The following is a 15,503-nucleotide window of genomic DNA, read 5'->3' on the forward strand; positions in this document are numbered from 1 at the left end:
TTTCAACGATAGCCCTGTTTATTAGGTATCTGTCAGGGGTTTAGCTTGGTTATTTTTGGAAATTAAATTATAGTTTTTTACTTTAAAACTACAATTTTTACAAAATTTGGCGTTATATGTAAGTTAAATCTTACTTATTAAAACCATGAAAATACTAACCATAGATGATCAACAGCTTATTTTATTATCTGTTGAGAAAAGACTTACTGAATTAGGTTATGATGTAAAAACAGCTGATTCTGGTAAAAAAGGAATAGAAGTATATAATTCATTTGAACCAGATTTGGTTCTTGTAGATATAAATATGCCAGATATGTCTGGTTTAGATGTTGTTAAACACATTAAAGAAGGCAAACGTAATACTACGCCGGTATTAGTAATGTCGGGTAATACCGATGAAACCATTATTACCGATGGCTTTACTTTAGGCATCGACGATTATATGAAAAAACCCGTGAGTTTGTCTGAAATGGCGGCTCGTATTAAAAGGTTGATCGGTGCGCCAGTTATAGAACTGAACCCTCAAGAGTCTAGTAGTGCAAGAATGCTTCAAAAAAACTGTGTTGGTGTTGTTATACCCTGTTATAATGAAGAAGAACGCCTTTTAGGAAAAGAATTCAGAGACTTTGCGCATAGTAACCTTGGGTACCATCTTTGTTTTGTAAACGATGGTAGTACAGATAAAACACTCGAAGTTTTAGAAGAATTAAAGAAAGGCAACGAAAGTAATATTAGTATATACGATTGTGAGAAAAATGGCGGTAAGGCCGAAGCGGTTCGCTTGGGTATGCTACACTTGGCAAAAGACCTTCAATTAGATTATATTGGATTTTTAGATGCCGATTTGAGTACCGATTTTAGAGATTTTGACGATTTAGTAGAAACCTTAGATCAATCTGAATTTAAGATTGTTAGTGGTTCTAGAATGAGTAGAATGGGGGCAGATATTACTAAAGAATCTGCTCGTAAGATAATTAGTATGACCATTAATCTTATCATTAGAACCATTTTAAGAATGCCGTTCAATGATACCCAATGTGGAGCAAAAGTGATGGATCGCTCAGTAGTTCCCTTACTTTTTAGTAAACCTTTTATTACGAAGTGGTTGTTTGATGTTGAAATGTTTATACGAATGAGAAAATACTTTGGTAAAACTGAAGCGAAAAAACTTATTTGTGAGCAACCATTAAAAAGATGGATACATGCCGATGGTTCTAAACTATCAATGAAGGATTCTGTCAAGATCGTTGGTCAGTTGGCAAAAATCGCTTTTGTATATAGATAAAATAAGTACTACCGAACCCCCAAAAACCCTATCAAAATCATGACAGCAATTAAATTGGCTTTAAAGCGGATTTCCCCTAAACATTTGTTTATGGGTAGTGCTGTTCTGGTAAATGGTGGCAACTATTTATACAATTTACTTTTAGGTAGATTGCTTGGTCCTGAGGCTTTTGCCGATGCCGCGCTTTTAGTGACATTACTTTTAGTGTTGTCTTTTGTAGGTATGACTTTTCAATTGGCAACTACAAAATTTGCTGTGTTATTTTCAGATTATACATGGATTACTTTTAAAAATACCATGTATAGATATGCATTGGTATTTGGTGTGTTTACCGGTATTTTTGTACTCATTTTTTCTAAAAATTTACAAGCACTCTTTAATACGCAAAACCATTACATGTTCATGATTTTCGCTGTTGCCATACCTTTATACTTTATTATGAGTGTTAATAGGGGTAGGTTTCAGGGTAAGCATGACTTTGGTAAATTGGCAGGTACCTACCAAACAGAAATGTGGAGTAGGTTATTGATCACTTTTGCATTGCTATTATTGTTACCGTTTGAACCAGGAATGTTAATTGCGGCAGGTATTGCACTTTCATTTGTGTTCGGACTTTTTCCTTCAGATTTTAAAGGTGTTCAGGTTTTTTCTAAAGATAAATTAGCTGCAGTAGATTTAAAACAAGTCTGGATTTTTATTGGTCTTACGGCTGGTTATGAACTTACCCAGATTATTATAAACAATAGTGATATTCTATTGGTCAAGCATTATTTCGACGATAAGCAAGCAGGCTTGTATTCATCATTGGCATTGATCGGTAGGGTAGTGTACTTTGTTGCTTGGATGTTCGTAATGTTATTAATGCCAACAGTCATTCAAAAACAAAAAGATGGCGAGCCAACGGCTCCGGTACTTTTTAAGTATGTATTCTTTATTGGTGGCTTATCCACCTTTATAGTTTTTGTATGCTTTCTGTTTCCGAATTTGATTATTACGTTAATGTTCGGTGATGCATATTTATCTATTGCGCATTTACTTTGGAAGTATGCTTTGGCAACATCACTATTCGCAGTGTCTAATATTTTTGCATATTACTTTCTGTCATTAAATCAATATTCACCTGTAATTCTATCAGGTCTTTTGGGCTTTTCTCAAGTGGCACTCATCATGCTTTATCATGATAATCTTGAAACTGTAGTTCACATGCAAATCATTGCCATGGTCATACTATTGATAGCACAATTATTATTTTTCATCATCAAGAATAAAAAGGATTCAATAGCCTTAAAAAAACAAAATAATTTGGTTTAGCACGACTATGCCAACACAAAATAACCCTGTATATTAAAATTACCTCAAATGAAATTAGCAATCGTAACCGCCTATCCGCCTAGTAAAGTAACTTTAACAGAGTACGGTTATTACTTGGTAAAACACTTTAGACTTCAAGAAGAAGTGACCGAATTAATTTTGATCACCGACCGAACCGATGAACCTAAAGATTTAAACTTTGAAGAGAATGGCTGTAAGATTACGGTGAAGGAATGTTGGAGTTTTAATAGTTACAGCAATATCTTTAGTATTAGCAAGACTATTTCTCAAACAAAGCCAGATGCCGTATTGTTCAATCTTCAGTTTTTGAAATTCGGAGATAAGAAAATACCGGCTGCACTTGGGCTAATGCTTCCATTTATTTGCAAGTCTAAGGGGATACCAACGATATCACTTTTGCATAATATTTTGGAACAAGTTGATTTAGAAAATGCAGGTTTTACTAAAAACAAGCTGTTACAAAGTATCTATAATTTTATAGGTACGACATTGACAAAGTTTGTTTTAGCGTCAGATATACTTGCCGTTACTATTAGTAAATATGTAACTACGTTAGAAGATAAATACAAGGTTAAGAATGTAGCTTTAATTCCGCATGGCGCTTTTGAAACTCCGCCAGAGCCAGATTTTAAACTTCCGGCTGGTCCAAAACAGGTAATGGCATTCGGTAAGTTCGGTACGTACAAAAAAGTAGAAATACTTATTGAAGCCGTAGAAGAAATTAGAGCAAGAACCAATGAAGATATAGAAATAGTTATTGCAGGTACAGATAGCCCAAATACACCTGGTTATTTAGAAGAAATGAAACAAAAATATAGCCACGTACCTCAAATTAGGTATACGGGTTACGTAGCAGAGGAAGATGTGGCGAAAATATTCGGCGATAGTGCTGTAACTGTTTTTCCATACACTTCTACAACGGGTAGTTCTGGTGTATTGCACCAAGCAGGTAGTTATGGTAACGCTGTTGCCCTGCCAGATTTAGGTGACTTAAGTGTTTTGGTAAAGGAAGAAGGGTATGTAGGCGAGTTTTTTGATGCACACAATACGTCATCTCTTGCAAATGCTATAGAGAAAATTATTACCGATGATGCTTATAGAGTTCAATTGGCTAAACAAAATTATAAAGCGGCATGTTCATTACCAATGTCTACTATTACCCAAATGTATATAGATTACTTTAAGGCAATCCAGAAATCGAAAGAAAGCGGTTTCAATATTGATATATCAACTGTGGAGAAGAAATTGGTTCATTAAGAATCGATATGGTTAGTATTTGAGGGCTGGTGTGGTTACCAGCCTTTTTTTATGCCTATTTTTTTCGAAACCTATTATTGAAGTATCTAGAGTAAAAAATGGTTATTTATTTTTTTATAGCCAGTTCAAAATATGATGGTTTTTTATTTCCTAAAGAATCTATACAACCAAAGAAATGTTGTTTTTTAGTTTTCCAGGGTAAGCTACCTGCAACTGAACTTGGTACTTTTTCAAAGTCATAAAGTGTCCAAAATAAATAGGGAATGTTCTCCTTTTCTAAATAGCCTTGCATTTCTTTATAATATGCTGCTTGTTTTTCGTCAGAGCCTGAGAATAAGCTCCACATACCATCATATGAAGAGTCGCCATATTCCTGTAAAACAATAGGTTTATTGGGTGTTAAGTACCGCAGAATCTTATATGATTCTATAAAATATTGAGGTTTTTTATAATAATGAAAAGAAATAAAATCTACTTCTTTTGATAAGTTCAATGCCGCTTCTGGTGTAGACCAACCAATGGTTATTGGATTTTTTTTATCCCATTTTCTAATTTCCAATATCATTTGATTCAACCATTGAATGACAGTGTTCTCTCCACGAGAATCAAAATCTAAGTCGGGTTCATTTTTTATATCCCAACCCAAAAGGGCAGGGTGGTCTTTAACAGAATTAACTATGGCTTCTGCATGTCTGTGGGTTAATGTCCAATTAGAAATATCATAATCCCCATAGAAATCAAATAAAGTGATTAGAACATCTAATTCATGGTCTTGTGCCTTATCTAAAAGTGTATTTAAAAGTGCAAGTTTTTTGGCATCGACCCTGTTTTTTCCAAAATCTTCATATTGTAGAAATACACGAATCGTATTTAAACCCATATCTTGAATGATCTGAAAATCTTGATCGATAATAGTGTCATTGAACCTTTTACCAAAAGTATCCCAAGGAGAATCTTTAGGGTAGTAATTAATCCCTTTCTGGTTCTTTATTTTTTCAAGTTTTGGCGCTATGTTTCGTTCTACAACTTCAGAAGTATCTACAGGTGTCGGTATTTCTTTTAAGTGTCTAATACGCCAAAATCCGTCTTCTAAAAGCATCATGACTTGGTAGCTAGTGGTATCTTTTTCTTTGAGAATAAGTGTTTCGCCTTCGTACGTTTCTTGATACTCTTCAACATTATAATCTTTAAAGACGACCATAGTACCATCTGCGGTATAAAAATCTAAAGCAGATTTATGGTTTAAGGTTGTTCGCTTGTACCAGTGATTATTCTTTTTGTTGAGGTCAATGTTATCGTAAAGTCTGGCTCTTGCGCTATCAGTGTAAAAATCTTCAATACCGTAACGGTCATTTTTCTTAAATGCGATATTACGAACGTGCCATGCATTCATATAGTCGTTGGTGATTTCGCCCAAAGCTTGCTCTTCCATTGGGCGCCCTGGGTTATCTAAGTTTGACCATTCTAGATTTGGCTTATACACATCATCCATCGGTACTTCTAAATGCAGCATAGAAGTTTTATCTGCACCGGTGTTCATAAATGCCCATGCAGCCCCTATTCCGTATAGAATAAGTCCGTTTATAGCCAAAAAGGTGACTATCAATACGGTTCTGTATAATGTTTTATTTAACTGTATCGCCATGTATACTTTTTGTAAATTCTTTTGTGATACCTGCAGCCGTTATTTTAAATACATACTCCCCATCAGGCAAAAAATACTCGCCTAAGAAGATATTACAAACCCCACTTTTAGTAGTTGTTATTTTAGATTCTATAAAATTACCTTCAGTATCATAAATCTCTAGTTGTAATAGGAGCCCGTCGGGAATAAGCTGTTTCATGAAGCTCTCGAAAGGACCGATGTCTATATTTCTGTTTCCTTTTGAGAAATGAACGGGATAGTCTTTTATGGCAGCTTTAAACTCAAATTCTGCGGTATTACTCTCTGCGGCACCAGTTACAAATGCCTGAATTTCCCATGAAGAGGCTTTATCTGGATGTAATGTTTTCGCCTCTGCAATACCGTTTATAGTGGTACCAATAGTGTATAAGTAAGAATCGTTTTCATTTTTAATAACAAAGGTTACCAAGGTGCCATTGGTGACCATATTCCCAAATTCATCTTTTATAATATCAGATTTAAATGTTACAATTTGGTTGCCATCTGCAAAGTTATGCGCACTAGAACTACTGATGTTAAAGTTAACTGCATTCGAAGGATAAACAATTGTTGCCAGTTCTTTTGAAGTAGTACCGTTACATTCTGATGTTACTAATATTCTCCCTGATTTTAAAGTAGATGCCACATTGTACCAGGCTATAAAGCTTTCCGTCGTTATTTTTAGCTCGTCAATATTCTCTAGAAATTGATATTTAACCGTTACCTCAGTGCCATCATCTAAGGGGTTGTCATAAGCATCTGTAGGCGATATGGTGAGCATAGAGAAATCGTTTTTGCCAGCAGTTATGCTACGCGGTCCAAAATACGATTCTACATAGGTGGCTTTAGGTGCATTCGTTGCAATTTCATGGGTGCCAATGCGTAAAGTTTCACCATTTAATAATAACTTCCACCGAAACGGACCAGCAATTCTTGTAAAGTTTGTAGGGATGTTGAAAGTGATGTTTTCAGCAGTTGAATTATCAGGATTCAATAAAACATTACCGTAAGCATTTTTTAAATGTAGTTTATAGTTTGAAGTTGGCATATCTGTTTTAAAAGCTAGGGTAATAGCCTCTCCTGCTACACTGGTATTTGTTGCTGTAATAAAGGTTGCATTTGGGATGTTCGTTTCCTTTGGTTGTTCTTTCTTTTTGCTAGAACAGCCAAGTAGTACAATACTTAAAATCATTAAAATTTTAATGCGCATACTATTTAGGATTACCGATATAACTGTTAATCTCAAACTTTATGTACTCATATCCTTTTCCTATAAAAGGTTGTGCCTGCTGCATACCATGTTCCAATTTTCTATTGGGGAATAATTTATCGGCTATGGCTTTATTAGGCGAACCGTTTACAAAGCAATTTTCTAAACTACTGTTTACAACGTCTAAACTATCCAAATCTAAAGGTTTGTAATTAAAGAACTGTTTACGCTGTATTCGCACCCCTTCGGTTACAAACTTATGATCTACCCAAAGTAACTTGCCCTCTGCATCGTAATACGAGATTATAAGTTGTGGTATAGTTACTTCTTGCACGCCCGAATTAAATAATACACCATTAAAACCTTGCTCTGTGTATACCAAATCTTGTAAAGCGACATGCTTATACAAATCGGTATTGGCTGTGTTACCTGCAGATTGCAAGTTGAATTTTGTAGGTTGTTCTTCGAAACTAACAGGAGTAAACTCGTCTGGATTAAAAGTTGGTGGTAATGTGTCTTTGGTAGAAGACCATGCTATACCTTCAAAGTTAATTTTGAACGTGGTCGTTTCTTTCGGCATCAACTTGTGTTTAATTTGATGCTTGGCATTGTAATTCGCTAACTCTTTGTTATTATCATTATACAAAGTTGCTTTTATGACAATATCTGCAGGGGTATTGTCGACATTTTGTAACTCGCCTATAATGCTATATTGCCCTTTATATTTTACCAGTTTAGCCGATAAAATTTCTAGAACGGGTTGTTTTAATACATCTTCATGATAGGTTTCTTGAGTCGTAATTTTTCGTCTACCGTGGTTGTAATAGGTGGTGCCGTTTGCTGTAAAGAGTTGATCTGGCGGAATGTCATTATCTACTTTTGATGATTTTACGTACCACTTATTTTTTCGTTTTACCAGTTCGTGGTGGTCGTTGTTGAATACATTTTCTAATGGAGTGATCCACCTTGTTGATACCTTCGCTTTTGCGCCATTTTCGGTTTCATCGTAAATTTCAATACCCAAAGAATCTAGTTTTGCATATGAACTTAAGATTCCGTCGGTCACTGATACTTCTAGCATATACTGAGCGATGTCAATATTTTGCTCTGGATCTATATATGAATGTGCTCTAGAGAATTCTTTAAAATCTAAGGCGTCATAATAAGATTCTACGACATTGTTGGGTGATAATTGTGTGACATTTTTAACGTAGAATATATACATGCCATAGCCCATACAAATCAATATTAACAATGCCCACCAGTGTGAGAAGGTCAAAAGTTTTGACGGGAATTTATTGTACGGAAGTTCTAATTTCATAAATGAATGCACCGGAACTTTTTTAGACTTTAAAAGCCGCACCCAAATCATCTGAATATTTACAAAAATGGCAATGAGTACTGTCGATAGCGGAATGATACCCCACATAATTTTCATTATGGTAGGTACATCTTGCTTCGGCATTATTTGCGGTATGGGTGCCACATTCAGCTTCTCCCAAACCATAATTCCGTTTTCTAATTGCTGCAGCCTTTGCCAGCCACAATAGTAGAGAATAGGGTCATAGAATTTATCGTTCGAGAAAATGTACTTTAAATTATATTTTTCGGGTACAGTCAAGAATTGCTGTAGTGATCCTATACCCTCTACACCCCTAAATTTGGAGTTTTCTATACGTTCGATCGCTCTGGTGGTCAATTCGGGCAATCGCCTTGCAGAGTGGTAATTACCATCTACGGTCATTGCGCCCGTTTGTGCTGAAAGCCAAGCCATTTGATCTCCGAAACCAAGTGGTAAATAGCGCCAAGAATCATGTGAATCTGCCCCTAAAAAGTTGACAATGGGTAGCATCTTTATTTTTGCCGGTTGCGAGGGTCTAAAATAGCCCAAGGTCATGGTAAACAGCACCATAAATAACATTCCGCCAGCAATCAATCCGCCTAAGACCCTATGATACACTCCGCCAAATCTTTCTTGAATTAGCACTTTTAAATCTCCTTCGACCATCCGGTAGGCAAACTCTGCGAATATGGGGAGTGCCATAATGGTTGCCCATAACGTAAACCTGTCTAACGTAAGAATATTAAAGGCCATTTCGCCCAACATCATACGCGGAATAGGCGTAGTACCACCGGTTCCTAATATGGTTAATAGTGCAAAGGACAATCCGAAGAACACATACCTTTTACTAAAATATCTGTAAAAGAAATAGGGTAGAATAAATAGAAATACTCCCCACGGAATTATAAAGAATACGAGTCCTGATGAAGTTATTTCCAAGAAATTATCTCTTGACCCATGCGGTATTGCTACCTGGGTAATAGGGTTTCTTTTAGAATTATACCAATAAGGAAAAATACAGAATATGAGTAAAAATATTGCGGTACCGCCAAACTTTGCTATACGCCAAAAGTGCTGTAAAGTAGTAGCCCAAAACACCTTAAAAGTAAGGGCTTTGTAAGATGCTACTTTTTCTCTAGCAGCATCCATAACCGCCATGCCCATTAAAGGTGCGATGAAAAAGACCATACCAAAAAGCGGAGTTACATGATGCGAAGTAACGGTTACCGCAAGCATAGTCGCCGATGTAATAAAATACCGTGTTTTACCTGTTTTGATATACAAGTATATTTCGGTCAAAGAATGTAGTAATATCGATAATGCCGAGATGCTTGGTAATTGCCCGAAGATATGAAGAGTCTCTATAAAAGTGGATGAGAAAACCGCCATTACAGCACCATAACCAGCTATTCGCCGGCTGCCTGTCATTAAAAGTGTAAACCTATATGCACCGGTAATAAATAAGACAATTGCAATTAATGCCACGGTGTACATGCCGAATTTTAAACCACCAATGTAAGAGAGAATACCAATGAGTTGATGTACTAATGGTGGATAGGATTGTACTGTAAAGCCCGTATACCAGCGATATTCCCACGGGTCAAACCAACTATTGGCGTAATGATCGGCGAAAAATAAATGAATTAGTGCGTCGTAGGTTGATTCTAACGTAAAGAAAATAGCAGAACCGTGAAAAGCAAGCCCTACGATTAAAGCTAATATTAAGAGAGTATTGGTTTTTTTTTCCAAAGGTTAGATTAGAATCAAATTCTATATAAAGGTATTAAATATATGAGATGATCAATACAATAAAAGGGGAATAGTTGAAATTTTAATAATAGAATACCTACAATATGCTGTTCTTTAATTATCAAATAGTGAAAATCGAAAGACCATACGTTTAAAAAAAGAGTTATTATCGAATGTTATTAACCACTCATCTACAATAAACTGTTACCCACCTTGTTTGATTTAAAATCTTAGGGCTTGGTAAGTAAATTTGTCAATGCAAACGATACTTAAAGGAAACCAACCGCATGAAAATTCTAGCCATAGATGACCAAAAACTTATCTTACTTTCTGTTGAAAAACGATTGTCAGAATTAGGTTACGAAATGCAAACTGCCAAATCAATTGAATCGGGGATTCAGTTATTTAACTCATTTAAACCCGATCTGGTTTTACTTGATATGAATATGCCAGAAATGTCTGGGGCTGAATTGGTTTCGTGTACGGGTACCGAAGTGGTAAAATATATTCGTGTATTTATGAAAAAAGATACACCTATCTTGGTAATGTCAGGTAACACTGATGAGCAATTAATAATGGAAAATTTTGCTTTAGGGGTGAACGATTATTTGAAGAAACCGGTAAGTCTAGATGAAATGGCTGCCAGAGTAAAAAGAATAATCGGTGCGCCTGAAAATAAGGGAGTAGTTACTGCTAAAAAATCTGATACACGTATTCTACAGAAGAATTGTGTTGGTGTCGTTATACCTTGTTATAATGAAGAGGAACGACTTTTAAGTGAACAATTTAAAGAGTTTGCTCATAAAAATCTTGGGTATCATTTGTGCTTTGTAAATGATGGTAGTACAGATAATACATTAGCTGTTCTTCAGAAATTAAAAAAAGATAATCCCGATAACATAAGTATTTATAATTGTAGGCAAAATGGTGGTAAAGCCGAAGCTGTAAGGCAAGGGATTCTGCATCTTGTAAAAGATCAACAGTTAGATTATATAGGATTTTTAGATGCCGATCTATCGACAGATTTTAGAGATTTTGATGATTTGGTGAAAACAATTGAAAGCTCAGATTTTAAAATAGTAAGTGGTTCTCGCATTGCAAGAATGGGCGCTAACATTACAAAAGAATCTGCTCGTAAGATTATTAGTATGACAATTAATCTGATCATTCAAACTATTTTAGGTATGCCTTTTAAAGATACCCAATGTGGTGCAAAAGTGATGGATCGTGAGATTGCCTCTAAAATGTTCAACAAGAAATTCGTTACTAAATGGCTGTTCGATGTAGAGCTATTCATGCGAATGAAAAAGTACTATGGTAAAAGTGAGGTGAAAAGCATGATTTGCGAGCAACCTTTAAAAAGATGGATACATGCCGATGGTTCTAAACTGTCTATGAAAGACTCGGTTAAAATTGTAGGTCAACTAGCTAAAATTGCTGTCCACTACAGATAATTACATTTAAAATTTAGGTTCACAATTTTTAAGATTTGTAAAAGGTGTTGAGATTTCACTATCTCAGCACCTTTTACTTTTATGTAGTTAATGCGTCTTACTACCAAAGTGTATCTTTGTAACTGATTCTATAGGTGTTGAGCAAAATTCAAAATTTTATTTCTGTTTCTTTTAAAGAATTGCTACAATATTTGGGTAGTACTAATTTTTCAAAGTCGGTACTTACCGTAGTTGCGGTTATAACACCCTTGTCTATTGGTATTTCTACAGGTCATACAGAAATAGGCGTTGCCATATGTTTAGGTGCTTTTTGGTGTAACCCAAGTGATGTCAACGGTAGTCAAAAACACAAAGTTTACGGTATACTTTTTTCGGCTGCTTTAGTAATGGTCGTTAGCTTTATTGGTGGGTATTTACACTATGCTACTTGGCTTGCCCTAATTATTTTAGGGGTTGCAAGTTTTGCAATTTCTTTGATTTCATCTTATGGATTTAGGGCTTCACTAATTAGTTTTTCAGGACTTTTAGCTTTGATCCTAAGCTTTGCCCATACTCCAAATAAATTGGAGATTTATGAATATGCTTTGTTGGTAGGGCTTGGCGGACTCTGGTATTTGGCATTGTCTTTATTATGGCATAAAATAAACCCGAAGGGGCAAACGGAAGAAATTTTATATGATACCATAGGTCGTACCGGTAAACTTTTAAAGAAACGTGCGCAGCTAATAGATGAACAATCTAATAGAAAGAAATTACAGCAGCGGTTGTTCCTACTGCAAAGTGAACTTACAGAACAACATGATACACTGCGTGAAATTCTTATTCTATCTCGTAAAAACTCGGGTAGATCGACCTATAATGGTAAGCGTGTTTTGGTATTGGTGCAATTGATAGAAATGCTGGAAACGGCAGGTGCGAATCCGGTAAACTATACGAAGATGGATGAGCAGTTTAAATTATATCCAGAATTTACCAAGTTGTTTCAAAATCTGACTTTTGAGATGGCTAATCAATTGCAATTAATTTCTGTAATTGGTAACAAGCCTAGTCAAATGCCAAAGCATGATGCGCTAACGAATCATTTTGAAGAATTACGAATTAAGATTTCTGAGCTTGGTACGGTAAAAGACGCAAAGGCGTACGAAGCTTTTATTATGTTTCAGAATTTGTTGGAATATCAAGAAAAGCAATTCGACAAACTTAAACGAATGAAGTGGCTGCTTAGTGATCACGATGTAGCATCAGAAGAATTTATTGATAAAGAAATTCTAAAACGTTTCTTGATATCTCAAGATTATAGTCCGCGTATATTATTAGGAAACCTCAGTTTTAGGTCTACCATATTTCGACACTCCTTACGTTTAGCGGTTACCTTAATGATCGGATTTGTGGTTGGTAATGTATTCGCATTCCAGAATCCGTATTGGATACTTTTAACCATCATATTAATTATGAGACCTAATTATGGTCTTACAAAAACACGATCTAAAGATCGGACTATAGGTACTATTATCGGTGGAGTTATTGCTACTGGTATCGTATATTTAGTTCAAGATGTGTATGTATATGCAGTATTAGCATTGATTTCGTTTGTTGTTGCGCTGTCTATGCTACAGAAAAATTACAAATTGTCGGCAATCTATGTCACCCTTAGTATTGTATTTATCTACGGAATTTTACAGCCCGATGTAATGACCGTAATTCAATACCGAATTTTAGATACGCTTGTTGGTGCAGGATTATCATATTTAGGATTTCTTTTTTTATGGCCCAGCTGGAGCTTTCAAGAAATACAAAAAGATGTTACCAAAAGTGTTGAGGCAAACCGAATGTACCTAACTGAAATTGCAGATTTTTATAGACACAAGGGTAACGTACCTACCAGCTATAGATTGGCGCGTAAAAGTGCTTTTCTAGAAACTTCGAACCTAAGCTCGGCATTTCAGCGCATGACGCAAGATCCACATTCAAAACAAAAAAATCTAAATAAAATATATGAGCTGGTTGAGTTGAACCACAACTTTTTATCATCTCTGGCATCATTAAGTATTTATATTCAGCATCATACCACCACAGAAGCTTCAGAACGTTTTAATAGCATTGTTTTTAAGATAGATGAAAACCTTAGTTTGGTAATGCAAACGCTTTCTAATAGCATTGCTACTGGCGATGAGCCGAATTTTGAAGAGGTAGTTACATTTGAAAAACAATTGCCAAAGTTCGATTCTGAAAATGTGAATTTGAATGCAGAAGATAACAGTGCGTTAAAACGAAATCATCAAGAAGAACAGCTTATTTGGGAACAGTTACGTTGGTTATATTCCTTAAGTTCTACTATGATGAAGTTGACTTCAAGTTTGTGACCTAATTATAATATTTAGCAACTGTTATTGTTTTACTTAAGTTTCATCTGTTATAAAAATAAAGCGTTACTTTTTACATCGAAATTTTAAAATTAGTCAAATTGATTTTTAAAAAATGTTAGAACGCTTTTTGAGACCTTGTTGTGTATTTTTCTACGATTTATTGATGCATCATCTTTAAATAGGGTAGGAGCTTCTTTTTCTAATTCCAATTTAGCTTCGTTCATAAATACATAATGGTCAATTTCCCCTGTTAACATTATTTGCCGAGACTTTTTGATCATTTTATGATAATGGACCGCATTAGTTTTGACAGGGGCTCTGGAATCATTTTCTGCACTAACAATTAAAATGGAATCGTTAATTTTTGCAAGCTGATTTTTATGGACAAAGCCTTGACCTATGGCAGGTGCCATTGCTACGAAAGCGGTAATTCTATTATCTTTTAACTGTTTATATGTAGTATTACCTTCATCAATAATTTTAGGGGTCATATATTTAGATACATCTCCAAATTCAGGTGTGTTAAATTCCTTTTTGCCATCGTCTGTTTTTGAAAAATCAGATAATGCAATATAGTCAATTTCTCCTCCAGCTAGAGCAATGGTAGTATAGCCACCTAATGAAAAACCTGCTACACCAATTTTTGAAGGTTCGATGATATTTTTGAATTTGGAGTGTTTTAAAATATGATCTAAAATAAAACTGATATCAAGAGGTCTGTCCCACGCTTTTACAAAATTTTCAGGAATTTTATTGTCAAATGTATTTCCGTAATGATCAACTGCCGCAACAATAAATCCGTTCGATGCCAACTCGCTAGCTAACCACGAATGGTTTATTCGATTACCACCCGTACCATGAGAAATAAGTATAAGTGGATATTTCTTAGCTATAAATGTGGCATCTTTTGACGTAGGCGGTAATTTAAAACGATAATTTACAGTTACATTTACCTTGGTAGTATCATTAGTAGGATACCAAAATTCGGTATTTAAAGGTCTATTTCTGGTTACGTCTGTAATTACCAACTTTGATTGACCTATGGCATAGGTATGTGTTTTTAAATATGTTTTGAAAGTTGGTTGTAGGTAATGGTCATTTTTGCAAGAAAAAAGAATTGAACAAAAAATGATTATAACTACGTTCTGTATTACTTTGTTGCACATCTATAATTTTATTTAGAACAAAACTAATGTCAACCAATTAGGAAAAAATTGATAAAAGTCAATTTTCTTGATTTTTAGCCTTTAACCTACTTAATGTTTCTTGAGTTAGCCCCAGATAACTGGCTAAAACTTTATTAGGCAATCTTTCTATAAGTTCGGTTTGGTTGTTTTTAAAATCGTCGTATAAATGTTTGCCGCTCATTGTTATGAGTTGTTCTATTCGCTTAATACTGTTCACATAAGTAGCTTCTAAAATATTTAAATAGAACATTCTCCAAGTAGGTATGGTAGCATTTAATTTTATAAAGTCGGTATGTGAAATATAATATAATGAGCTAGGCTCAATCGCCTGTAGATAAGAGGCACTGATATTTTGTTCTATAAAACTTGGAAATATGGTGATAAAATCATTTTCAATTGCAATTTGTCTTGTCCATTCTTGACCATTATCCCTTGTGCACACTACACGAAGACATCCTTTTTTAACAAAAAATAAATTTTTACTAATTTTATTTTGCGGAATTACTATTTCATTTTTTTTTGCTTCAAAAGAACTAAAACAATTTACTACAGCGTATAAGTGTTCATTAGATAATGTTGTTTTTTCTTCAAAATATCTTTTTAAATAGTCTGTCATTAAATGTATTTTGTAGGTATTTGGATTTCCATCTTTAATCAC

General features: G+C 34.9%; 10 protein-coding genes. 5 read left to right on the top strand and 5 right to left on the bottom strand.

Annotation, left to right across the window (positions count from 1 at the left end):
• Window positions 1-145 precede the first annotated feature (145 nt).
• The 3 genes from Q4500_RS02780 to Q4500_RS02790 are packed head-to-tail and all read left to right on the top strand — an operon-like array spanning window position 146 to window position 3,874.
• A complete protein-coding gene (locus tag Q4500_RS02780) occupies window positions 146-1,285 on the top strand; it encodes a response regulator (protein WP_303598219.1) in 1,140 nt (379 codons plus the stop codon).
• Between the two features lie 39 nt (window positions 1,286-1,324).
• Entirely contained in the window at window positions 1,325-2,596 is a 1,272-nt protein-coding gene (locus Q4500_RS02785; RefSeq protein WP_303598220.1) for a sugar isomerase, read from the top strand.
• Window positions 2,597-2,644: 48 nt separating this feature from the next.
• Complete coding sequence (locus Q4500_RS02790) at window positions 2,645-3,874, top strand: glycosyltransferase (RefSeq protein WP_299795912.1); 1,230 nt, start codon at window positions 2,645-2,647, stop codon at window positions 3,872-3,874.
• Window positions 3,875-3,980: 106 nt separating this feature from the next.
• Here the strand turns inward: Q4500_RS02790 and Q4500_RS02795 are convergent, their stop codons facing one another.
• From Q4500_RS02795 to Q4500_RS02805, 3 genes are read right to left on the bottom strand one after another with little or no spacing between them, the layout of a single operon-like run.
• The gene (locus tag Q4500_RS02795; protein WP_303598221.1) at window positions 3,981-5,519 is read right to left on the bottom strand and encodes a glycoside hydrolase family 2 TIM barrel-domain containing protein; all 1,539 of its coding nucleotides are present in this window, start codon (window positions 5,517-5,519) and stop codon (window positions 3,981-3,983) included.
• Window positions 5,500-6,747: a hypothetical protein gene (locus Q4500_RS02800; RefSeq protein WP_303598222.1), complete on the bottom strand. Its 1,248-nt coding sequence runs from the start codon at window positions 6,745-6,747 to the stop codon at window positions 5,500-5,502. Before Q4500_RS02800 ends, Q4500_RS02795 begins: the two co-directional genes overlap by 20 nt.
• A 1-nt stretch (window position 6,748) precedes the next feature.
• A complete protein-coding gene (locus Q4500_RS02805; protein WP_303598223.1) occupies window positions 6,749-9,838 on the bottom strand; it encodes a hypothetical protein in 3,090 nt (1,029 codons plus the stop codon).
• A 287-nt stretch (window positions 9,839-10,125) separates the two neighbouring features.
• On the opposite strand from Q4500_RS02805, the gene Q4500_RS02810 reads away from it, so the two are divergent.
• The gene (locus tag Q4500_RS02810) at window positions 10,126-11,292 is read left to right on the top strand and encodes a glycosyltransferase (RefSeq protein ID WP_303598224.1); all 1,167 of its coding nucleotides are present in this window, start codon (window positions 10,126-10,128) and stop codon (window positions 11,290-11,292) included.
• A 137-nt stretch (window positions 11,293-11,429) separates the two neighbouring features.
• On the top strand, window positions 11,430-13,655 hold the full coding sequence (locus Q4500_RS02815; RefSeq protein WP_303598225.1) for an FUSC family membrane protein: 2,226 nt from the start codon (window positions 11,430-11,432) through the stop codon (window positions 13,653-13,655).
• A gap of 92 nt (window positions 13,656-13,747) precedes the next feature.
• On the opposite strand, the gene Q4500_RS02820 is transcribed toward Q4500_RS02815, so the two are convergent.
• Window positions 13,748-14,824: a dienelactone hydrolase family protein gene (locus tag Q4500_RS02820; protein WP_303598226.1), complete on the bottom strand. Its 1,077-nt coding sequence runs from the start codon at window positions 14,822-14,824 to the stop codon at window positions 13,748-13,750.
• A gap of 58 nt (window positions 14,825-14,882) precedes the next feature.
• Window positions 14,883-15,461 carry a Crp/Fnr family transcriptional regulator gene (locus Q4500_RS02825; RefSeq protein WP_303598227.1) on the bottom strand — a complete coding sequence of 193 codons (579 nt, stop codon included), beginning with the start codon at window positions 15,459-15,461 and terminating at the stop codon, window positions 14,883-14,885.
• Between the last annotated feature and the right edge of the window lie 42 nt (window positions 15,462-15,503).

It is taken from the genome of Maribacter sp. 1_MG-2023 (assembly GCF_030547005.1).
Classification (GTDB): Bacteria; Bacteroidota; Bacteroidia; order Flavobacteriales; family Flavobacteriaceae; genus Maribacter.

Bases quoted from the DNA above. Each gene is read 5' to 3' on its own strand.
- Q4500_RS02785 (WP_303598220.1), top strand. From the start codon at position 1,325: ATGACAGCAATTAAATTGGCTTTAAAGCGGATTTCCCCTAAACATTTG.
- Q4500_RS02780 (WP_303598219.1), top strand. From the start codon at position 146: ATGAAAATACTAACCATAGATGATCAACAGCTTATTTTATTATCTGTT.
- Q4500_RS02825 (WP_303598227.1), bottom strand. From the start codon at position 15,461: ATGACAGACTATTTAAAAAGATATTTTGAAGAAAAAACAACATTATCT.
- Q4500_RS02800 (WP_303598222.1), bottom strand. From the start codon at position 6,747: ATGCGCATTAAAATTTTAATGATTTTAAGTATTGTACTACTTGGCTGT.
- Q4500_RS02790 (WP_299795912.1), top strand. From the start codon at position 2,645: ATGAAATTAGCAATCGTAACCGCCTATCCGCCTAGTAAAGTAACTTTA.
- Q4500_RS02810 (WP_303598224.1), top strand. From the start codon at position 10,126: ATGAAAATTCTAGCCATAGATGACCAAAAACTTATCTTACTTTCTGTT.
- Q4500_RS02820 (WP_303598226.1), bottom strand. From the start codon at position 14,824: ATGTGCAACAAAGTAATACAGAACGTAGTTATAATCATTTTTTGTTCA.
- Q4500_RS02795 (WP_303598221.1), bottom strand. From the start codon at position 5,519: ATGGCGATACAGTTAAATAAAACATTATACAGAACCGTATTGATAGTC.